This is a genomic window from Mycobacterium sp. Root135, assembly GCF_001426545.1.
GTDB lineage: Bacteria > Actinomycetota > Actinomycetes > Mycobacteriales > Mycobacteriaceae > Mycobacterium.
Genome location: NZ_LMEZ01000010.1, coordinates 236,213 through 256,568, shown reverse-complemented (window position 1 = coordinate 256,568; position 20,356 = coordinate 236,213). Strand labels below are relative to the sequence as shown.

General features: G+C 68.7%; 20 protein-coding genes. 9 read left to right on the top strand and 11 right to left on the bottom strand.

Going from position 1 to position 20,356, the window contains the following annotated elements:
• Positions 1–149: 149 nt before the first annotated feature.
• Genes ASD37_RS30130 through bluB form a run of 3 tightly spaced genes read right to left on the bottom strand, consistent with a single transcriptional unit; the run spans position 150 to position 2,505 of the window.
• Complete coding sequence (locus tag ASD37_RS30130) at positions 150–1,070, bottom strand: MBL fold metallo-hydrolase (protein ID WP_056560741.1); 921 nt, start codon at positions 1,068–1,070, stop codon at positions 150–152.
• Positions 1,070–1,834, bottom strand: a complete 765-nt coding sequence (locus ASD37_RS30125; protein ID WP_082570496.1) for a LamB/YcsF family protein — start codon at positions 1,832–1,834, stop codon at positions 1,070–1,072. Before ASD37_RS30125 ends, ASD37_RS30130 begins: the two co-directional genes overlap by 1 nt.
• The gene (gene bluB / locus ASD37_RS30120) at positions 1,822–2,505 is read right to left on the bottom strand and encodes a 5,6-dimethylbenzimidazole synthase (protein WP_056560735.1); all 684 of its coding nucleotides are present in this window, start codon (positions 2,503–2,505) and stop codon (positions 1,822–1,824) included. Before bluB ends, ASD37_RS30125 begins: the two co-directional genes overlap by 13 nt.
• A gap of 24 nt (positions 2,506–2,529) precedes the next feature.
• On the opposite strand from bluB, the gene ASD37_RS30115 reads away from it, so the two are divergent.
• From ASD37_RS30115 to ASD37_RS30105, 3 genes are all read left to right on the top strand, one after another.
• The gene (locus tag ASD37_RS30115) at positions 2,530–3,345 is read left to right on the top strand and encodes a sulfurtransferase (RefSeq protein WP_056560837.1); all 816 of its coding nucleotides are present in this window, start codon (positions 2,530–2,532) and stop codon (positions 3,343–3,345) included.
• A gap of 132 nt (positions 3,346–3,477) precedes the next feature.
• The gene (locus ASD37_RS30110) at positions 3,478–5,673 is read left to right on the top strand and encodes a hypothetical protein (RefSeq protein ID WP_156721178.1); all 2,196 of its coding nucleotides are present in this window, start codon (positions 3,478–3,480) and stop codon (positions 5,671–5,673) included.
• Positions 5,674–5,711: 38 nt separating this feature from the next.
• Positions 5,712–6,812 carry a LacI family DNA-binding transcriptional regulator gene (locus ASD37_RS30105; protein ID WP_056560730.1) on the top strand — a complete coding sequence of 367 codons (1,101 nt, stop codon included), beginning with the start codon at positions 5,712–5,714 and terminating at the stop codon, positions 6,810–6,812.
• Here ASD37_RS30105 and ASD37_RS30100 read toward each other — a convergent pair whose 3' ends face one another.
• From ASD37_RS30100 to kstR, 3 genes are read right to left on the bottom strand one after another with little or no spacing between them, the layout of a single operon-like run.
• Positions 6,813–7,745: a phosphotransferase gene (locus tag ASD37_RS30100; protein ID WP_056560727.1), complete on the bottom strand. Its 933-nt coding sequence runs from the start codon at positions 7,743–7,745 to the stop codon at positions 6,813–6,815. It lies immediately after the preceding gene.
• A gap of 3 nt (positions 7,746–7,748) precedes the next feature.
• Complete coding sequence (otsB, locus tag ASD37_RS30095; RefSeq protein WP_056560834.1) at positions 7,749–8,495, bottom strand: trehalose-phosphatase; 747 nt, start codon at positions 8,493–8,495, stop codon at positions 7,749–7,751.
• Positions 8,496–8,535: 40 nt separating this feature from the next.
• Positions 8,536–9,141, bottom strand: coding sequence for a cholesterol catabolism transcriptional regulator KstR (gene kstR, locus ASD37_RS30090; protein WP_162253333.1), 606 nt, complete (start codon positions 9,139–9,141; stop codon positions 8,536–8,538).
• 292 nt (positions 9,142–9,433) lie between these two features.
• Between kstR and ASD37_RS30085 the strand changes: the two genes are divergently transcribed.
• Both ASD37_RS30085 and msrA read left to right on the top strand, forming a co-directional pair.
• Positions 9,434–11,569 (top strand): acyl-CoA dehydrogenase, encoded by a 2,136-nt coding sequence (locus ASD37_RS30085; RefSeq protein WP_200960027.1) that lies wholly within the window; start codon positions 9,434–9,436, stop codon positions 11,567–11,569.
• 71 nt (positions 11,570–11,640) lie between these two features.
• Positions 11,641–12,381, top strand: coding sequence for a peptide-methionine (S)-S-oxide reductase MsrA (gene msrA, locus ASD37_RS30080; protein WP_056560718.1), 741 nt, complete (start codon positions 11,641–11,643; stop codon positions 12,379–12,381).
• On the opposite strand, the gene ASD37_RS30075 is transcribed toward msrA, so the two are convergent.
• Entirely contained in the window at positions 12,372–12,908 is a 537-nt protein-coding gene (locus tag ASD37_RS30075) for a hypothetical protein (protein ID WP_056560716.1), read from the bottom strand. The genes msrA and ASD37_RS30075 overlap by 10 nt on opposite strands.
• Positions 12,909–12,946: 38 nt before the next feature.
• Complete coding sequence (locus tag ASD37_RS30070) at positions 12,947–14,014, bottom strand: ferredoxin--NADP reductase (protein ID WP_056560713.1); 1,068 nt, start codon at positions 14,012–14,014, stop codon at positions 12,947–12,949.
• Between the two features lie 161 nt (positions 14,015–14,175).
• Here ASD37_RS30070 and hsaA point away from each other — a divergent pair, with 161 nt between their 5' ends.
• Genes hsaA through hsaB form a run of 4 tightly spaced genes read left to right on the top strand, consistent with a single transcriptional unit; the run spans position 14,176 to position 17,725 of the window.
• The gene (gene hsaA, locus ASD37_RS30065) at positions 14,176–15,360 is read left to right on the top strand and encodes a 3-hydroxy-9,10-secoandrosta-1,3,5(10)-triene-9,17-dione monooxygenase oxygenase subunit (protein WP_056560710.1); all 1,185 of its coding nucleotides are present in this window, start codon (positions 14,176–14,178) and stop codon (positions 15,358–15,360) included.
• A 2-nt stretch (positions 15,361–15,362) separates the two neighbouring features.
• Positions 15,363–16,226, top strand: coding sequence for a 4,5:9,10-diseco-3-hydroxy-5,9,17-trioxoandrosta-1(10),2-diene-4-oate hydrolase (hsaD, locus tag ASD37_RS30060; RefSeq protein ID WP_056560707.1), 864 nt, complete (start codon positions 15,363–15,365; stop codon positions 16,224–16,226).
• A gap of 3 nt (positions 16,227–16,229) precedes the next feature.
• Positions 16,230–17,129, top strand: coding sequence for an iron-dependent extradiol dioxygenase HsaC (gene hsaC, locus ASD37_RS30055; protein ID WP_056560704.1), 900 nt, complete (start codon positions 16,230–16,232; stop codon positions 17,127–17,129).
• A 2-nt stretch (positions 17,130–17,131) separates the two neighbouring features.
• Positions 17,132–17,725 (top strand): 3-hydroxy-9,10-secoandrosta-1,3,5(10)-triene-9,17-dione monooxygenase reductase subunit, encoded by a 594-nt coding sequence (gene hsaB, locus ASD37_RS30050; protein WP_056560702.1) that lies wholly within the window; start codon positions 17,132–17,134, stop codon positions 17,723–17,725.
• 59 nt (positions 17,726–17,784) lie between these two features.
• Here hsaB and ASD37_RS30045 read toward each other — a convergent pair whose 3' ends face one another.
• Genes ASD37_RS30045 through ASD37_RS30035 form a run of 3 tightly spaced genes read right to left on the bottom strand, consistent with a single transcriptional unit; the run spans position 17,785 to position 20,299 of the window.
• The gene (locus ASD37_RS30045; RefSeq protein WP_056560698.1) at positions 17,785–18,555 is read right to left on the bottom strand and encodes an alpha/beta hydrolase; all 771 of its coding nucleotides are present in this window, start codon (positions 18,553–18,555) and stop codon (positions 17,785–17,787) included.
• Between the two features lie 8 nt (positions 18,556–18,563).
• A complete protein-coding gene (locus tag ASD37_RS30040) occupies positions 18,564–19,352 on the bottom strand; it encodes an alpha/beta fold hydrolase (protein WP_056560694.1) in 789 nt (262 codons plus the stop codon).
• Entirely contained in the window at positions 19,310–20,299 is a 990-nt protein-coding gene (locus ASD37_RS30035; RefSeq protein ID WP_056560691.1) for a LysR family transcriptional regulator, read from the bottom strand. Before ASD37_RS30035 ends, ASD37_RS30040 begins: the two co-directional genes overlap by 43 nt.
• Positions 20,300–20,356 lie beyond the last annotated feature (57 nt).

Genomic DNA, 20,356 nt, shown 5'->3' with positions numbered 1-20,356 from the left:
ACGCCGACGCGTTGGACGCACTGCGCCACAACAGGTTCGACTGTGAACCGGGATGGGTGGGATTGGGTCCGACCTTCACTCCGATCGACACGGCCAGCAGCGCGGTCGCCGCGGCGATGCCAAGCAGCGCGGGCAACGTCGTGCCAGCGTCAGCTCCACGGGTCGGCACGTTCCCATGGTGCTGGAAGGTGCAGTGCCACGTGGTCTTCGGCCGCCAGCCCGGTCAGCACCCGCATCGACGCGTCGAGGTCGTCGCCCGCGTATGGCAGCGCGCGCACCGGTTCCCGGAGCGGACCGAAGAAGTCGTCCCAGTGGACGAGGACGACCCGGCTGGCGCCAACCGCGCGCACCGCCTCGTCCCAGTAGTCGCGGAGGTAGCGCTCCGGCTGTAGCCCCAGCTGTCCGACGCCGAGGTAGACGACGTCGGCCCGTCGTCCTCGCAGTGCGCCGGGGACGAAGCCTGCGCTGCCGACGACGAGGAGGCGTCGGTCGGTGGGGCGGTGGTGGATCAGAGTCGACCACGCCTCGCCGCATCGGTATGCCGAGGCCCGCACCGGCGGGACCGGTGGTTCGGTGATGGTGCCTGGGAAGCGGTCCGGCGGGCAGTGGCTCCCTGCGACGAGGGTTACGTCGAACGCCCCCAACGACATTGGCTCACCTGGGCTGACGACGACGAGTTGCTCTTCTGGCAGTCCCGCACCGCGGCCCAGCTGGGCTGCCGACGTGCCACCGACCAGCTTCGCGCCCGTGCGCTGGGCGACGACCGCCGAATCCATCGCGTGGTCGAAGTGGGTGTGGACGGGCAGGACGGCCTCCAGCCGGTCCACTCCGAGGCGGGCCAGGCATCCGTCGATGCGGGGTAGGGACGGGGCCAGCTTGCGGAGACCGACGGTGAGAAGCCCTGGGCGGGTGAAGAATCCGTCGGTCAGCAGGGCCGACTGGCCGTCGTCGACGAGGAGGGTGGTCACGCCTGCCCATGTCACGGTGAGTGGCGACTGCGACGTCGCCGGCGGTTGGTCGAAGTATCGGCGGTAGTCGGCGAGGTTCGGCCGGCCGAGCTTGAGCCGCATCAGGTAAACGCTTTCACGACGACTCCGTCGGCGGCCAATCGAGCGCGGACCGCGGTGGCGCTGTGCACGGCGCCTGGTGAATCTCCGTGCACGCACACCGATTCCGCGGTGATGCGGATGGTCGTCCCGTCGACTGCCTCGACTGTGCCGCGGCCGACCATCGAGGACACCCGGGCGGCGATGGCCTCGGCGTCGTCGAGGACCGCGCCGGGTTCGCGGCGCGAGACCAGCCGTCCGTCGGGTTGGTAGGCCCGGTCGGCGAAGGCCTCTGCGACGGTGCGCAGGCCGAGGGCGTCGGCGGCGTAGAAGAACGCGGAACCGGCCAGCCCCAGCACGGGAAGGCCCGGGTCGACGGCGTGCACCGCCGCGGCGACCGCGGCGGCTTGACCCTCGTCGTGGACGATCGTGTTGTACAGCGCACCATGGGGTTTGACGTAGCTGACCGTGGATCCGGTGGCGGCGGCCAAGGCCTGTAGGGCGCCAATCTGGTAGATCACGTCGGCGGTGAGATCGTCGGCTTCCATGTCGATGTAGCGTCTGCCGAACCCGGCGAGGTCGCGATAGCTCACCTGCGCTCCGATGCGGACGCCGCGGCGGGCTGCGGCCTGGCACACCGTCGCCAACCCGGCCGGGTCGCCTGCGTGGAAGCCGCACGCCACGTTGGCACTGGTGACGAGCTCGAGCATGGCGTCGTCGTCGCCGAGTCGCCACACTCCGAAACCCTCACCGAGGTCGGCGTTGAGGTCGACGGTCACGGGGGACACGGCGGTAAGCCTACGGCGGGTGCGGGTTGGCCCGCCCAGCCGTTCTCCGAGACGAATTCGTCGAGCGGCCTGCCGAACGTCCACTCGTCGACCTCCAGCGCGGGCCGGTCGGGAAACTCGGGAACCGGGCCGAGACACAGGATCGCCACGGGCTCGGCGTCGTCGGGCATTCCGAGCAGCGCCCCGAGGCGGACGGGGTCGAAGATCGACACCCAGCCCATGCCGAGGCCCTCCGCGCGCGCGGCAAGCCACAGATTCTGGATGGCGCACGACACGGAGGCCAGATCCATCTGGGGCAGGGTTCGGCGGCCGAAGACGTGTTGGTCGCGGCCGTCGCGCAGCGCCACGACGAGAAGTTCGGCGCAGTCCAGCACGCCCTCGACCTTCAACCGGAGGAATTCGTCGCCCCGTGGTCCCAGTGCCGACGCGGTCTGTCGGCGTTCGTCGGAGACGATGTCGTGGATCTGGTGGCGCAGGGCGTCGTCGGTGATGCGGATGAATTGCCACGGCTGCATCAGTCCGACGCTTGGTGCGGCGTGCGCGGCCGCGAGCAGTCGGGCGAGGACGTCGTCTGGCACGTCGCCGGGTGCGAATCGACGCATGTCGCGGCGCTCGGCGATGGCTCGGTACACGGCCCGTCTCTCCGCTGCGCTGAACGCGTGCTCGCCCACGCGGGTCAGCGTACGTTCGAGTGCGTGAGATCCGAAGTATTGGTCACCGCAACCGAACTCGAGGAGCTGATCGCGGGAGGTGCGCCGCCGCGAATCCTGGACGTCCGCTGGCAACTGACCGAACCGGACGGCACCGCCGCGTACGAGGCCGGCCATCTTCCCGGCGCGGTCTACGTCTCCCTCGACGACGAGTTGACCGACCATTCCGTGACCGGAAGGGGCAGGCACCCCCTGCCGTCCGGCGCCGCGCTACAGGCCGCGGCGCGGCGGTGGGGGATCAGGGACGGTGAGGCGGTCGTGGTCTACGACGACTGGAATCGGGCCGGGTCGGCGCGGGCGTGGTGGGTGTTGAGGGCGGCCGGGCTGGCCAACGTGCGCATCCTCGACGGGGGCTTGGCGGCGTGGCGAGGGTCTCTGGAATCCGGCGTCGTCACCCCAAAGCCGGGAGACGTCACCGTCACCCATCCCGACCTCTACGCGGGAGCTCTACCGACGTTGAGCGCCGACGAGGCCGCGGCGCTCGGCTCCCGGTTGGCCGACGCACGGGCCCCGGAGCGCTTTCGCGGCGACGTCGAACCCGTCGACCCGGTCGCGGGCCACGTTCCCGGCGCCGTCAACGTGCCGAGCACGTCGCTGCTCGGCGCCGACGGCGCGTTCCTTCCGACGGCCGACCTCGCCGACACGCTCGGTGACACCACCGGTGCGTACTGCGGGTCGGGTGTCACCGCGGCGGTCGCGGTCGCCGCGCTGGCCGTGGTCGGCGTCGACGCGGCGCTGTTCCCCGGGTCGTGGTCGCAGTGGTGCGGCGAACCGGCCCGCCCCGTCGCCACGGGCGGCTGACGCGGCACTAGTCGTGGGCATGGGGTCACAGGCAGCAGAACCATAGGGGAATCCCCGATGCGACCGGGCCGCTTTCCGGGCCATCATCTACGAGGACGACGTCGGAAGGGACAACGGCGAGGGGCATCGGCGGTGAGCAACACGAAACGCCTTCGATGCGCGGGGGCCCTCGCAGTGGTGTTCGGCGTTGGTGCGGCGGCGATGACCCATCCGGGCATCGTGAATGCCGAGCCAACGGCAGAGCCGTCGCCTGGCGTGTCGCAGGTCGAGAGTTCGGGATCGGGGGACCCGGACTCGAAGGCGGAGCCCGGGGTGGTGTCGTCTGGGGGGTCGACGCCACCCGTGGGGGCGGGTTCCGTCGGTGCCGGGTCGGGGTCTGACGCAACGTCAGACCCCGATCAGGCTCTCGGGTCGACGGGGTCGGCGAGCGAACCGGCGCCAGGAGTCTCCATCCGCAGTTCCGGTGGCGCGCTCACCTCGAGTGAGTACGAGCAGGGGTCATCGGAGGCCGGCGCGTCGTCATCGAGCGGAACCGAGCCGATCGCGCAGGAATCCGTCACCCAGGAACAGGCTGCGCCCCAAGTCACGTCGGTCGCCACGCCACCCGCTGCGGAGCAGGTGGCCGTCCCGATCCAGGAAGCCGCGCCCGTCGCCGTCCCGACTCCGGTCGCTGCGGTCCACGAGGACGCCAAGGCTGCCAGGGCGTTCACGTCGGACGTGATCGCCTCCATGCCGAACAGTGTTGTCGTCACTGCGATCTCGTCGATTCCACTGGCGACCGTCTCGTTCGGGGGCGGTGGCGGTGCTGGGACGTTCTTTGGCGCCGCGGCCGGCGAGCAGGCGGCCGTCGGCCAGGACGGGGCGGCCCACGCGTCGGCCGTTGCGGCCCGGGGGGTGTCCACGGCGCCCGACGCGGATTCGGCACGTGAACAGGTGCGAACCTTCACTGGCGTCCTCGCCGCGGTGTTGGCACCCTTCGTCGTCCCGGTGCCGGGGAGCCCGGCGGACACTCCGGCGCTGTGGGCGGTGCTGGCCTGGGTGCGGCGTCAGTCCGAGCGCGGCGTCGTCGACCATCGGCAGGTGTCGGTCGCGGACCCTCAGCGGACCGAGCTGGTCGACGCCGACCCGCTGGCCACCCCGGGTGCGGTCGTCGACCGGGTCGACCGCATGTCGGGACGAGTGGCCGGTCACGTCAACGTCGTCGACGATCCCGGTGCCGGTGCGCTCACCTACTCGTTGGTCCGGCAGGTCGACCGGCGGCTCGGTGCCGTCACCGTCGACGCCGACTCCGGGCACTGGGCGTTCACGCCAACCCAGGCCGCCAGGCTGTCGGCGCACATGAATCCCGACGACGCGGTCGCGATGTTCGCCGTCGCCGCGTCCGACGGTCAGACGGTCGACGTGCGCGCGCCCGTCGACCCGGCCGAGGCCGCCGTCACCGACACCATCGACGTCGGCAGCGGGCTCACCTACGGTCTTGCGGTCATCGGGGACCGCCTGTACGTCCTCAACGGCTCCGACGACGCGGCAGGCAACGGATCGGTGAAGGTCGTGGACACCGCGACCAGAACGGTGGTCGGTTCGGTCGAGGTCGGCAGCATGCCGTTCGCTCTGGCAGCCAGCGGCGGCACGCTCTACGTCGGGAACGCCGACGACGGCACGGTTTCCGTGGTCGACGCCTCGACCAACACCGTCGTCGACGTCATCGACGTCGGCGCCAATCCGTTTGGTCTCGAAATCAGCGGCGACCGCCTCTACGTCGCGGACCTCGCCGGAACCGTGTCGGTGATCGACCTGGCCGACAACACCGAACTCGTCCGAATCCCCGTCGGCGGTGACCCGTTCGGGCTCGCCGCCACCGCGGACCGGGTCTACGTCACCAACTACGCGGGCGGCACGGTGGCGGTGCTCGACCAGACGACCAACACCGCCGACCACGCGGACACCGCCGGATACCCGTACTACGCCGCCGTCGTCGGCAAGCGGTTGTACGTCGTCAACGTCGCCACCAACGCCCTCACCGTGGTGGACGGGTCGACCACCACCGCGGTGGAGGTCGACCCCACGACCCGTGCGCTCGACGCGATCCCGCCGGACGCCGCCCCGGTCGACATGATCGTGCGCGGCGATCGTCTTTATGTAAGCAACATCAACTGCGGAACCGTCACGGTCGTCGACGTCGCCACCAACCACACCGTCGCGACCGTCGGGGTCGGCATCCAGCCCGGACTGATGGCCGCGAGTAGAGACGGCCGCACCGTCTACGTCTCCGACGTCATGAGCGGCACCGTCCGCGTCATCACCAGCGTGCGCCACGCAGCCCGTTGACGGCGTGAACTGCAAGGAATCGGCTAGCGTCATACTCCATGCCCAGAGGACCTGCGCCACGCCGGCGCGCAACCCTGGCGTCGTTGGCCGCCGAACTCAAGGTCTCGCGCACCACGATCTCCAACGCCTACAACCGGCCGGACCAGTTGTCCGCCGATCTCCGCGAGCGCGTTCTGGCAACGGCCAAGCAGCTGGGCTACGCCGGACCCGATCCGGTCGCACGCTCCCTTCGCACTCGCCGCGCGGGTGCGGTCGGCCTCATCCTCACCGAACCGCTCAACTATTCGTTCCGTGACCCGGCGGCGCTGGACTTCGTCGCGGGGCTCGCCGAGTCCTGCGAGGCGGTGGGACAGGGGCTGCTGTTGGTCGCCGCCGGCCCCAATCGCAGCGTGAGCGACGGCACCGCCGCGGTGCTGTCCGCGGGCGTCGACGGTTTCGTCGTCTACTCGGCTTCCGACGACGACCCCTACCTTCAGGTGGTGGCGCAGCGCGCACTGCCGGTGGTGGTGGTCGACCAACCACGGGACGTCCCCGACGCCTCGCGTGTCGGAATCGACGACCGCGCCGCGATGCGCAGTGTGGCCGACTACGTCATCGGGCTCGGTCACCGACACATCGGAGTGCTGACGATGAGGCTGGGGCGCGACTGGCCCCACGGCGACGCCGAGGCCGCGGCGGCCGATCTGGAGCGCATGGACAACCCGCACTTCTTCGTCCAGCGGGCGCGCATTCAAGGCACCCGCGAGGCCATGAAGGATGCTGGCCTGCAACCCGATTCGTTGACGGTGGTGGAGACTCGCGATCACCTCCAAGCCTCCGGCGGGGCCGCGGCCGAGGTGGCGCTGGACGTCAACCCCCGCATCACGGCGTTGATGTGCACCACCGACGTGCTCGCGCTCTCGGCGATGGACTACCTGCGTGGTCGTGGAATCTATGTGCCTGGGCAGATGACGGTCACCGGATTCGACGGTGTCCCAGACGCATTGGCGCGCGGGCTGACGACGGTCAAGCAGCCCAGCGTCGAAAAGGGGCGTCGGGCAGGCCATTTGCTGCACAACCCGCCACGGTCGGGGCTGCCCGCGGTGGAGATCCTCGATACCGAGCTGGTGCGCGGTCGCACGTCGGGCCCGCCCGCCTAGTCAGGGTGCGGTGAACTCCGGCGTCGAACGCCATTGCGTGAGAGCGGGTTCGACGGCACCGACGAGCATCGGCAATTGGGGAGCCATGGCGAGGCAGGCGACAGTCGCGAGAGATCCGGCGGCCTCTACCAGACGCAGCACCCGGGGGTCGGAGGCCCGCAGCCCGAGGCGCACGGCTGCCTCGTCGTAGGTCGCCACGCCGTCCGCGCCGGCCAGTGCGACGTCGGACTCGACCGGCCCGAGGGTGACGAGTTCGAAGTCCGCCCAGTACTCGCCGGCAGGGGTGGTGATCATGTTGTGGAACGGTGCGTCGCCGTGGATCGTCTGGACCGCCACCCCTGGAAACTCCCGTTGGAACGCGTCGAGGCTCGACACGATCGGCTCGACGGCCGACCATTCCCGTTGAGCCCGGTCGAGATCGGCTGCGGACAGCAGATCGGGATGGCTCTCCAGCGCGGTCAGCCCGTCGGGGACGTAGGTGGCGAACGGAGCCCAGAAGCCCAGGTTCTCGTCGGTGTAGTCGGCCAGCACGGCGTGAAGTTTGGCGGTCATCGCCAGGCGAGTCGCGGTGTCCGGCTCGGGCACCCGGACCTCCTCGACGAGCTGCCAGAACGTCATCGAGAACCCTTCTCGCGCAACGGGTTCACGTGGCACCAGCGGGCTGGGTGCGACGACCGGATGGCCGTGGTCGGCAAGCCATCCGGTCACGGCGAGCTCCGCGCGCTGCTGTGCGAGTTGGGCTTGCGGCCGCAGCGTGTACGACGGCGGCAGCACGGTCGGCACCCGGACCACCACGGGGCTCGGGGCCAGGTGGACGACGACCGAGAACACGTCGTAGAGCACCCGCGGTTCGCGCACCTCGAGCCCGAGCTGGCGGCCCGCGGCCGTTGCGGCGCCAACGGCCCGCGCGGTGCGCGCCTCGTCGACGGCCATGCGCTAGCCGCGTCGTCGCTCGAGCAGGTGGTTCAGCGCCTCCGCGACGTCCTCGGGGGAGTCGACCCGGTAGGCCGCCAGCGTCTCGCCGGGGCCGACCTTCACGCCGACATCGGATCCGACCATGCGCCGGAACGCCTTCTCGTCGGTGACGTCGTCGCCGAAGAACACCGCGGCAGTGGCGTCACCCCGCCGGCGGAAGACGTCGACTGCCTCGCCCTTGTCGGTGGAGATGACGGCGAACTCCAGCACGTTCTTGCCCGCGGTGATCTCGGCGCCGGAGGCCTCGCCGACCGTGCGGGCCGCGGCGAGGGCGGCCTCGCCGTCGGCGGCGGAGGCGTTCCTGACGTGAATCGCGACGCTGGCGGGCTTGGGCTCGACGGTCACCCCTGGCCGGGCCGCCGCGATCGAGTTGAGTTCGGTGGTGATCGTGGCAAGCAGGGTCTCGTCGATCTCGAGGGCGAATCCGGTCTCGAACTCCGCGCCGTGACTGCCGACGAGGTGCACGCTCGACGGCATGCCGGAGTACTCGCGCAGCACGGCGAGGGCGCGCCCGGAGACCAGCACGACCTCGGTCGACGGCAGTTCGGCGATGGCGATCAGCGCCTCGGCCGCCCGTGGCAGGGGCCGGGCGTCGGCGGGACGGTCGACGAGCGGGGAAAGCGTGCCGTCGAAGTCGGAGGCGACGAGAAGCCGCGGGGTGGCGGCGACGGCGTCGAGGGCGCGGACGAGGTCTGCCGGGAGTGCCATCAACATCCCTCCCCGAGTCGCTGCGCTTCTGCCCGCCGAATCAGATCTTAGGGTGTTCCCCGTCGCCGATCAGCAGCCGCACGGCGAGGTCGAGTCGCTTGCTGACGTCGGTTGCCGAGGCCCGGCGGGTCAGCCAGGCCAACAGGTTGGACAGCCACACGTCGGAGATGACGCGAGCGATGTGGAACTGGTCCTCGGTGGGCTCGCCGTCGCTCATGGCCCTGGCGAACATCGAGTCCATCAGCTTTCCGACGTGGTCGACCTCACCCGAAGCCGACGCGTCGGCGAAGACGAAGGCGCGGGTCATGGCCTCGGTCAGCAGGGGGTTCCGCTGCATCGAGCGGTTGAGTTTCCCGACCATGACGTTGAGTCGCTGGTAGGGAGTGCCCCCGGTCAGTGACGCCCGGTCGGTCTTGGCGTCGATGCGTTCGAACTCCCGGCCCAGCGCGGACACCAGCAGGTGCACCTTGGACGGGAAGTAGCGGTACAGCGTGCCAACGGCGACGTCGGCGCGTTCGGCGACCGCACGCATCTGAACAGCCTCGTACCCGCCCTTTGACGCGATGGCGAGGGTGGCGTCGAGGATGCGCTTGCGGCGCTCACGCTGGGCCTCGGAGCCCAGTTCGGACTCGGCAAGGACGGCCACCTTCGTCACCTGGCGGGGGCCGGTGGCCGACGACGACCCCGAACCCGAGCTGGTTGCTGCTGATTCGCTTGCTGGCACTGAAGAACCGGACATGCGGTAGGCATCTCCTTCGTAGTACGCACTAGGTGAAAACGATACGCACGCGAATCAGGAATGTCCCACCTCCGTGCCCCCGGGTCACCGACTTGTCCTGGCGTAATGGCAGTCGACTTGACGTTAGAACGATGTCACCATTAGAACACGTTCTAGTGAGAAGCACCGTCTTCTCTCCAAGACCCAGGAGGGCCCGACCATGGCTTCGACAGGTGCGGTGTCCGCCACCATCACCGACGATCAGTTTGCCTTACGAGAGCTCGTCCGCGATTGGGCGGCCTCCTCCGGCGCCATCGGCGCGGTGCGCGGCGTCGAGGAGGGCGACCCCGAGTCGTGGCGGCCGGTCTACGACGGCCTGGCTCAGCTCGGCATGTTCGGGGTGGCCGTGCCCGAGGAGCTCGGCGGTGCCGGCGGCAGCGTCGAGGACCTGTGTCTGATGGTCGACGAGGCGGCCGCGGCGCTGGTGCCCGGCCCGGTCGCGACGACGGCGCTGGCCACGCTGGTGATCACCGACGAGAAGCTCCTCGACGCGCTGGCCTCCGGGCAGCGCACCGCGGGGGTCGCGCTCGGTTCGGACATCACCTTCGACGGAACGACCGCGACGGGTACGGCGAAGTACGTGCTCGGCGCCATGTTGGACGGCGTGCTGATCCTGCCCGCCGGGGAGGACTGGGTCTACGTCGACGCCACGGCCGCCGGGGTGACCGTCGAGCGGCTCGAGGCCACCGACTTCTCCCGCCCGTTGGCCCGCGTCGAGCTGTCGTCGGCCCCGGCCACCAAGATCGACCTTCCGCACCAACGCGTCGTCGACCTCACCGCGACCCTGCTGGCAGCGGAGGCCAGTGGGATCTCGCGGTGGTGCCTGGAGACGGCCACGGAGTACGCGAAGGTGCGCGAACAGTTCGGCAAGCCGATCGGCAGCTTCCAGGCGGTAAAGCACATGTGCGCCGAGATGCTGCTGCGCGCCCAGCAGATCGCCATCGCCGCGACCGACGCCGCCGGCGCGGTGACCGACGCCGACGCCGACCAGCTGTCGATTGCGGCCGCCGTCGCCTCGGCGGTCGGCATCGAGGCCGAGAAGGTCAACGCCCGCGACTGCATCCAGGTGCTCGGTGGCATCGGCATCACCTGGGAGCACGACGCGCATCTCTACATGCGGCGCGCCTACGCCAACGCCCAGTTCCTCGGCGGCAGGTCGTCGTGGCTGCGCCGGTGCGCGAAGCTGACTCGCGACGGGGTGCGTCGTCAACTTCACGTCGACGTCACCGACGGCGAGGACGTCAGGGCCGAGGTCGCGGGGATCGTCGCCGACATCGCCGCGCTGCCGGAGGAGAAGCGGCAGGCCGCCCTCGCCGAGAAGGGTCTGATGGCACCGCACTGGCCCAAGCCCTACGGGCGGGCGGCGTCCCCCGCCCAGCAGTTGGTCATCGACCAGGAGCTCGAGGCGGCTGGCGTGGTGCGGCCGGACATCTCGATCGGGTGGTGGGCGGCCCCCACGATCCTGGGTCACGGCAGCACCGAGCAGATCGAGAAGTTCATTCCCGGCACGCTGAACGGTGACGTGTACTGGTGCCAGCTGTTCAGTGAGCCGGGTGCCGGATCCGATCTTGCGGCGTTGCGCACCAAGGCAATTCGCACAGAAGGCGGCTGGTTGCTGACCGGTCAGAAGGTGTGGACGTCGAATGCGCACCGCGCGGACTGGGGCGTCTGCCTGGCTCGCACCAACCCCGACGCTCCGAAACACAAGGGCATCACGTACTTCCTGGTCGACATGAAGTCGCCGGGCATCGACATCCGTCCCCTCCGCGAGATCACCGGTGAGGCCCTCTTCAACGAGGTCTTCTTCGACGACCTCTTCGTGCCCGACGACATGGTGGTGGGACCGGTCGACGGTGGCTGGCCGTTGGCCCGCACCACGCTGGCCAACGAACGAGTCGCGATGGCTGCCGGCGGAGCGCTCGACCGCGGCATGGAACACCTTCTGGAGGTGCTGGACTCACGTCAGGACGACGGGGATCTCGACCCCGCCGAGGCCGACCGCCTCGGCGTCCTCATCGTCGCGGCTCAGATCGGGGCGCTTCTCGACGCCTTGATCGCACAGATGGCGGTCGGCGGTCACGACCCCGGAGCTCCCTCGAGCGTCCGCAAGCTGATCGGCGTGCGGTACCGGCAAAATCTCGCCGAGGCGATCATGGATTCCCGGGACGGCGCGGGCATCGTCGACTCGCCAGACGTGCGGTACTTTCTGAACACCCGGTGCCTGTCGATTGCCGGTGGCACCGAGCAGATCCTGCTCAACCTCGCAGGCGAGCGACTGCTGGGGTTGCCGCGGTAGAAGCGGGTTTCGTCAGTGTCCCGTAAGAACGCCGCCGCCCATCTCGGCCGGTCCGACGGGACACTGGTGACATGGTGGCGAACCGCAGGCTGACGCTTGGCAGTGGTCTTGGGGTGCTCGGCGTGGCGGCGGCGCTGTTCATCGGCGTGCAGTCGGGCACCATCACCAGCCCGGCGGTGCTCGCGGGAATCGGGTCGGCGTCCTCCGTCGTCGTCCCCGTACCCGCGGTCGACGAACCCAAGGCGGCGCCGGGGGCGACGGAGACCGCCGTGCTCGCCGGCGGCTGCTTCTGGGGTGTTCAGGGCGTGTTTCAGCACGTCAAGGGCGTCACGATGGCCGATTCCGGTTACGCAGGCGGGCAGCAGGCGACGGCCGACTACGAGACCGTCAGCACCGGAACCACCGGGCACGCCGAGTCGGTGCGCATCACCTACGACCCGGCCCAGGTCAGCTTCGGGAAGCTCTTGCAGATCTACTTCTCGGTGGTGCAGGACCCGACCCAACTCGACCGGCAGGGTCCCGACGAGGGCACGCAGTACCGGTCGGCGATCTTCGCCCAGGACGCCACCCAGCAGCGCGTCGCGGACGCCTACGTCACCCAACTCTCCGCCGCGAAGGTGTTTCCCGCTCCCATCGTCACGACGGTCGAGCCCAACACCGGTTTCTTCCCCGCCGAGCAGTACCACCAGAACTACCTGACCTCACACCCGACGAGCCCCTACATCGCGGCCAATGACATGCCGAAGGTCGCCGCGCTGGAGAAGCTGTTCGCTGGCGACTACCGCGCGCAACCGGTTCTGGTTCAGGCGTAGGTGGTTTGGGCGCAGGCGGTCGGTGTGGTCAGGTTGACGCCGCCGTACACCACCTGGATGTAGGCGCATGCGATGAAGCCGGCGTCGGTGTTCGGTTGCCCAGTCTCGAATTGGACGGTGCGCGCGTCGCCGCGCATGACGGGCGGGTTGCCGGCGAAGTAGACCGTCGCGAACTGAGTGTCGCTGAGCGACTTGAACATCCGGGTGTTGGCGGCGTCGAAGTCGGCGTCCATGTAGACCAGTCGATTGGTCGACCGAATCGTGGTGTTCTGCCTGCCGTAGAAGTCCGGCGGGAATCCCGTCGTGCCCTCCGGCGTCAGGACGTCGGCCAACGTGTCGAAGTAGCACCGGTTCTCGGCCTTGACGCAGTTGGCCGTGACGTGGATTTGCACGGTGTGGGTGCCGTCGATGGCAATGCCCTTGGTGGCGGTGTTCGTCGCGGCGACGGACTGCGCGGTCGGGCTGAGGACGCCGAATGCGAGCAGGAGTGCGGACACCGCTGCGAGACTCTTGGCCGATCGAAACACGGGAGCTCCTATGGGTCCAGCGAATGTTAGCCCGCACGTCATTCGTCGTAGGTGACTTCGACCGAATCGGATTTCGGGGTGGCCTGGCAGGCCAAGATCAGTCCCTCGGCGAGGTCGGAGGCTTCGAGGACGTCGTTGACGTCCATGCCCACCTCGCCGCTCTTGACGAGTACCGCGCAGGCGCCGCAATGGCCTTCGCGGCAGGAGAAGGGCGCATCGAGGCCCTTGTCGAGCAGGACGTCGAGCAGCTTGGCGTTGCGCGGCCACCGGATGTCCTGGGTCTCGCCGTCGAGTGTCACCACCGCCGTCGCGGGTGGCTCGTCGTCGTCGCCTTCCTCGATGACGACGGCAGCAAACGGATCGGACTCGAGCGACTTGAACACCTCGAGGTGGACTCGCTCCGGGGCGGCGCCCGCGACCTTGAGCGCTTCCTCGGCCGCCACCATGAACGGGCCGGGCCCGCAGATGAACGTCTCGCGCTCGACGTAGGGGCCAACCAGGTTCACCAGGGCGGCCGCGCTCGGGAGTCCCTGGACGGTCTCGATCCAGTGCACGGCGGTGAACCGGTCCGGGTACTTGGTGGCGAGCTCGCGCAGGGCCGCCGCGAAGATCACCGACTTCTCGTCACGGTTGGCGTAGACCAGCGTCACCTTGCCGGTGCCCTCCGACAGCGCCGACTTGAGGATCGCCATCATGGGCGTCACGCCACTGCCGGCCGCCAGCAGCAGGAAGTCGGCGTCGAGCGTCGTGGGAACGAAGGTCCCCGACGGGGCGAGCACGTGCATCGTCATGCCGGCGTGCGCGTTGTCGCACAGCCAGTTCGACGCGTAGCCGCCCGCGGTCCGCTTGACCGTGACGGTCAGCGCTTCGTCACCGAACGGCGAGCTGGACAGCGAATAGCAGCGGGCCACCGACCCGGTGCGGTCGCTGGGCACCCGGAGGGTGAGGAACTGACCGGGCTGGTGGCGAAGCCTTTCCGCGGGAATCGCGGGGGCTCCCGGGCCGTCGGGCACCTTGAAGACCAGTGAGCGCGCATCGGCGGTCTCCTCGACGACGCCAGCCAATTGCAACTCGAGCACGTGTGTGCCGAGCGGCTCGTCCGTCACGGTCGGTCCTCCATCAGTTGAGAGGTCAAAACTGGAACATGTTACAAAAACGCGCTTCCGCAGGTCTAGCCATCATAGGAATGCCTTGCTCGACACAAATCGTAACGTGTTCTAATCTTGGACAAGTTCTTCATCCGCCCCAAGATGCCCGGAGGCAACCAGTGACGTCCATTGAACAACGCGACGTGCAATCGGTCCTAGACGGCATCGACGACTTGTTGCCGCTGATCGCCAAGCGCGCGCAAGCCGCCGAGGATCTCCGGCGCATCCCGGACGAGACCATCGCCGAGCTCGACCAGGCCGGCTTCTTCAAGTTGCTGCAGCCAGAACAGTGGGGCGGCCTGCAGTGCGACCCCACCGCGTTCTACGAGGCCGTGCGTCGTCTCGGCAGCGCCTGCGGCTCGACCGGCTGGGTCAGCTCGATCATCGGCGTGCACAACTGGCACCTCGCGCTATTCGACCAGCAGGCGCAGGAAGAGGTCTGGGGCGACGATTCGTCGGTCCGCATCTCGTCGTCCTACGCGCCGATGGGAGCGGGCACCGTCGTCGAGGGCGGTTACCTCGTCAGCGGTGCCTGGCAGTGGTCTTCAGGTTGTGACCACGCCACGTGGGCCTTCCTCGGTGGACCGGTGATCAAGGACGGCAGGCCCGTCGACTTCGGCAGCTTCCTGATCCCGCGGACCGACTACCGCATCGACGACGTGTGGCATGTCGTCGGGCTCAAGGCCACCGGCAGCAACACCGTCATCGTCAAGGACGTGTTCGTGCCGAAGCACCGCTTCCTGTCGTACAAGTCGATGAACGACCGCACCGCTGGCGGGCTGCAGACGAATACGGCTCCGGTGTACAAGATGCCCTGGGGCACAATGCATCCCACGACCATCACCGCTCCGATCATGGGCATGGCCTACGGCGCCTACGATGCGCACGTCGAGCATCAGGGCAAGCGTGTGCGCGCCGCGTTCGCCGGGGAGAAGTCCAAGGACGACCCGTTCGCCAAGGTGCGCATCGCCGAGGCGGCCAGCGACATCGACGCCGGTTGGCGCCAGCTGATCGGCAACGTCGGCGACGAGTACGCGCTGCTGACGGCCGGCCAGGAAATTCCGTTCGAACTCCGGGCACGCGCCCGTCGGGACCAGGTGCGCGCCACCGCGCGTGCCATCTCGTCGATCGACTTGCTGTTCGAGGCGTCCGGCGCCACCGCGCTCGAAACCGACAAGCCGGTGCAGCGGTTCTGGCGTGACGCCCACGCCGGTCGCGTGCACGCCGCCAACGAGCCGGAGCGGGCTTACCTCATCTTCGGCAACGAGGCCTTCGGTCTGCCCCCGGCCGACACGATGGTCTGACGATGACTGCCCTGCAGGAGATTACGTTCGAGTCGACCTCCCGGTTCGCGCAGGTGCGCGACGACATGCGCCTGCACTATCACGAAGCCGGCGTCGGCAACCCTGAGACCGTCGTCCTGCTCCACGGTGGCGGCCCCGGTGCGTCGAGTTGGTCCAACTTCTCGAAGAACATCGCGGTGCTGGCGGAGCACTTCCACGTACTCGCCGTCGACCAGCCCGGATATGGGCTGTCCGACAAGCACACCGAACACGAGCAGTACAACCGCTACAGCGCCACCGCCCTGCTGAACCTCTTCGACCAGCTCGGCGTCGAACGCGCTGCGCTGGTGGGTAATTCGCTGGGCGGCGGCACCGCCGTGCGCTTCGCCCTCGACAACCCGAAGCGGGCCGGCCGGTTGGTGCTGATGGGCCCCGGCGGCTTGAGCGTGAACCTCTTCGCGCCCGACCCGACCGAGGGTGTCAAGCTGCTCGGCAAGTTCACGCATCACCCGACGCGCGAGAACATGGAGAAGTTCCTGCGCATCATGGTCTTCGACCAGAAACTCATCACCCCCGAACTGGTCGACGAACGCTTCGCGATCGCCAGCCAGCCCGAGTCGCTCGCTGCGGCCAAGGCGATGGGAAAGTCGTTCGCGGGAGCGGATTACGAACTCGGCATGATGTGGCGCGACGTCTACAAGCTTCGTCAACCGGTGCTGCTGATCTGGGGCCGTGAGGACCGGGTCAATCCCATCGACGGCGCACTGGTCGCGCTCAAGCAGATCGCGCGCGTGCAGCTGCACGTGTTCGGTCAGTGCGGGCACTGGGCGCAACTGGAGAAGTTCGACGAATTCAACGAGCTCACTGTTAATTTTCTGGGGAGTTAGACCATGAGCATCAAGGCGCTGGGGTACATGCGCATCGAGGCGACCGATGTGCCGGCATGGCGTGAGTTCGCGCTAAAGGTGCTGGGCATGGTCGAGGGCGATGGTGCGGAAGAGGGCGCGCTGTATCTGCGCATGGACGAGATGGCCGCCCGGTTGGTGATCGTGCCTGGCGAGCATGACCGTCTGCTCGTCTCCGGTTGGGAGGTTGCCGACGCACCCGCTCTGCAGGACCTGAGAGAGACGCTGGCCAAGGCCGGCGTCGAGTTCACCGAGGGCACCCGCGAGGACAAGCGCGAACGGCGCGTCGAGGGACTGATCCGGTTCAACGATCCCGCGGGCAATGTTCTGGAGGCGTTCCACGGCGCCCAATATCTGGGCCGCCGGTTCGTCAGCCCCTACGGCCACAAATTCGTCACCGCCGAGCAGGGCCTCGGGCATGTGGTGCTTACCTGCGACGACGATGCCGCGGCCCAGGCGTTCTACCAGGACGTGCTGGGCTTCCGGCTGCGGGACTCGATGAGCCTGCCGCCGGAGTTGGCCGGCCGCCCTGCCGATGGCGATCCGATCTGGCTGCGCTTCTACGGCTGCAACCCCCGCCACCACGCGTTGGCCTTCATGCCGATGCCCAACCCGACTGGCATCGTGCATCTGATGGTCGAGGTCCAGGAAGCCGATGACGTCGGCCTATGTTTGGACCGTGCGCTGCGCCGCAAGGTGAAGATGTCGGCGACATTGGGCCGGCATACCAACGACAAGATGTTGTCCTTCTACATCAAGACTCCCGGTGGATTCGACATCGAATTCGGTTGCGAGGGGCTCGAAGTCGAAGACACCAGTTGGGTGGCGCGGGAGAGCACCGCGGTGTCGTTGTGGGGACACGACTTCAGCGTCGGCTTCAAGTAGCCATGGCCGATGAGCGCTTGCGCGAAGAGCATGTAGCTGAACCGATCGACGCGCGCACGTTCCGCCACGTGCTCGGTCAGTTCTGCACGGGTATCACCATCATCACCACCGTCCACGACGACGAACCGGTCGGCTTCGCGTGTCAGTCGTTCGCGGCGTTGTCGCTCGACCCGCCGCTGGTGCTCTTTTGTCCGACCAAGCAGTCGCGGTCCTGGCAGGCCATCGAGGCCAGCGGGAAGTTCTGCGTCAACGTGTTGCACGAGGATCAGAAGGACGTCTCGGCGCGATTCGGGTCGAGGGAGCCGGACAAGTTCGGCGGCGTCGACTGGAGCCCGTCGCACCTGGGGTCGCCGGTGCTCGCCGGGACGCTCGCGCACATCGACTGCACCGTGGCCTCGGTGCACGACGGCGGGGACCACTTCGTGGTGTTCGGCGCGGTGCACGCCATGTCGGAGCCGCCGAAGACGAAGCCGCGGCCGCTGCTCTTCTACCGCGGCGAATACACCGGCATCGAACCCGACAAGACGACCCCGGCCCAGTGGCGTGACGACCTCGACGCCTTCCTTACCGCGACCACAGCCGACACCTGGTTGTAGGGCGCGAAATCACAGCCGTGTAATTCATTAACACTGTGCACAACTCCTGTGGATGAATTTCAGTCGAGGTGCCGGCCGATGAACTCCAGCACCGTGGCGGCCACCTCGCGATGGGTCACGTCGTTGAGGATGTCGTGCCCGCCACCTGCGATTTCGACGATCGACAGACTCTCGATCTGCTCGGCGTAGGCCCGTACCGCACCGACGGGGGCGATGGGATCGTTGACGCCGTGGACCGCGAGCGTCGCCACCGCCAGGGTGGGCAGGCTCGCGCCGAAGGTGTCCCAACCGCGGTCCAATTCGCGCGCCAGGGGGCCGCCGTCGGCGTCGACGAACGCCAGCGGATCGTTCTCCATCGCGTCGAGATAGAAGGGGTCGGCAGACAGCTGGCTGGGGGCGATCTCGAACGTCGAGTTTGCGTCGACCAGACCGGGGACGGGTACCAGCGGTGCGCCCGAGATCACCGCCGCCCGGTACGGCGCGGGGTCGGCAAGCAGCTTCCACAGCGTGGCGACGGCGCCGAACGAATGACCCTGTGCAACAAGGGATATGCCCGGCCGCTCCGCCTCGGCCAACTCGGCGAGGCGGTCGGCCAACCCGATGCTGGCCTCCAACGTGGTGAAGTCCCCGCGGTCGCCGGGAGTCAGGCCGTGCCCGAACTGGTCGACCGCCCACAGGTCGACGCCTGCGGCGTTCAGCGCGAAGCCGTAGCGGTGGTAGAGGCCGGTGTGCTCGCCGAACCCGTGCAGGAAGATCACCGCCGCCCGCGGGTCGGGAGCCGCCCAGTGGCGGTAGTAGGCACGGCCGGCGTCGGTCTCCAGGAAGGGCATGCGACAGCCTATTCCGTCGGCGCTTGCCGAGTGGACTCGAGGATGAGGCGTTCGGTCTCCCGCGGCCGATCCCAGTGCGGGAAGTGCCCACATCCGGAGAACCAGTGCAGGGAGGCGTCCGGGAACAGCTGGGTCGCGCGCTCCGCCTGGCTGGGCGCCGTCACGCGGTCGTTGCGGCCCCACCCGATGACGACGCGTCCGCGCAGTGAACCGGCCGGGGCGCCCTGCTGTTTCGGTCCGTGCACCAGGGCGTGCAGTGCCTCGTCGAGGCTGGGGGAGCCGGCGAAGTTGCGCAGCTCTTGCAGCACCAGGTCGGCGGGCAGCCGCCACGGCTTGGCCGAAAACTGCAGCAGCAGCGCGGTGCGCCCAACCGGGCTCTTGGTCAGGGCCGGCAGCAACGGTTGGATGCGCCGCACCAACGCGATCGACGGACCGACGGTCGCTCCGAACAGCTTCACCTGGCGGTCGGTCCAGAAGCCGCCGGGGTCAAGCGCGACGACGGTGCCGCGATGTCCACGGCGGGCCAGCTCGAGGGACATCCGGGCGCCCATCGAACTTCCGACCACGTCGACGTCGCCAAGACCCTCGTCGGCGATGAACGTCTCCACCGCGTCGGTCAACGACGCCACCGTCACCTCACCCGGAAGGGCCTCGCTCTCGCCGAACCCGGGCAGGTCGACGGCGATGACGGTGCGCTCCCGGGCCAGCGCCGGAACGATCGGATCCCAGTTGTGCAGGTTGGAGATCCCGTGAATCAGGAGGAGTGGCTTGCCGGATCCGGTCCGTACTGAATGCATGTCGTGGGGATACCCAGGAGTACGTCGCGCTGATCTTCCATCCGGGCCTGGATTGCGTCAACCAGCGCGCGCACCTCTGGTCGGCGCAGCGTCTCGGCACGGGCGACCAGCCAGTAGCTCAGCAGCAGTCCGACGTCGTCGCGCAGCACCCGCACCAGGTCGTCGTGCCGGTCGGCCATGAAGCACGGCAGCAACCCGAGTCCGGCCGCCGCACGGGTCGCCTCGACGTGGACGAACACGTTGGTCGAGGTGACGGATTCCCGCATGGCCGGGGCGAAGGTGCGGGCCAGATCGAGGTCGTCGACCTGCAGCATCGAGTCGATGAAGTAGACCAGCGGATGGGCGGCGAGGTCGTCGGTGGAGCCGGGCGCACCGTGTTCGGCGAGGTAGCGCCGGGAGCCGTAGAGGCCAAGGCGATAGTCGCCGAGGCGGGCCACTTCGGCGCGGTGCACCTGCGGTTCGCCGACCACCACTTCGACGTCGAGTCCGGCCCGCTGCTGGGTGACCCGGCGGGTCGCGGTGACGATCTCGACGGACACCTTCGGATGTCGCTGCTGGACGTGGGCCGCCGCGGGTGCGGCGATGTAGGCGCTGAACCCGTCGGTCGCCGACATCCGGACCACGCCTTCCAGCGTCCTTGACCCCGCGGGTCCGGCCAGCGAGCGCACCGCGGACTCGACGGCTTCGGCCGCGGCCAAGGCCTCCCTGCCGAGTTCGGTGAGCTCCCAGCCCGCCGCGCTGCGGGCGAGCAGGCGGCCGCCGACGGACTGTTCGAGTGCCGCGATGCGGCGCGAGACGGTGGTGTGGTTGAGGCCGAGTTCGTCGGCGGCGGACACGAAGCGGCCCGTGCGGCCCACGGCGAGCAGGACCAGCAGGTCGTCGGCGCTCAGTCGTCTCGGCTCGGTCACGTCTGCATTTTTGCAGAGCATCACTGCATCGTTGGGCATTGCGGGCTTTTGGAGCTGCAGTAATACTCAGCATGGAGTGTGCTGCGCGTCACACGA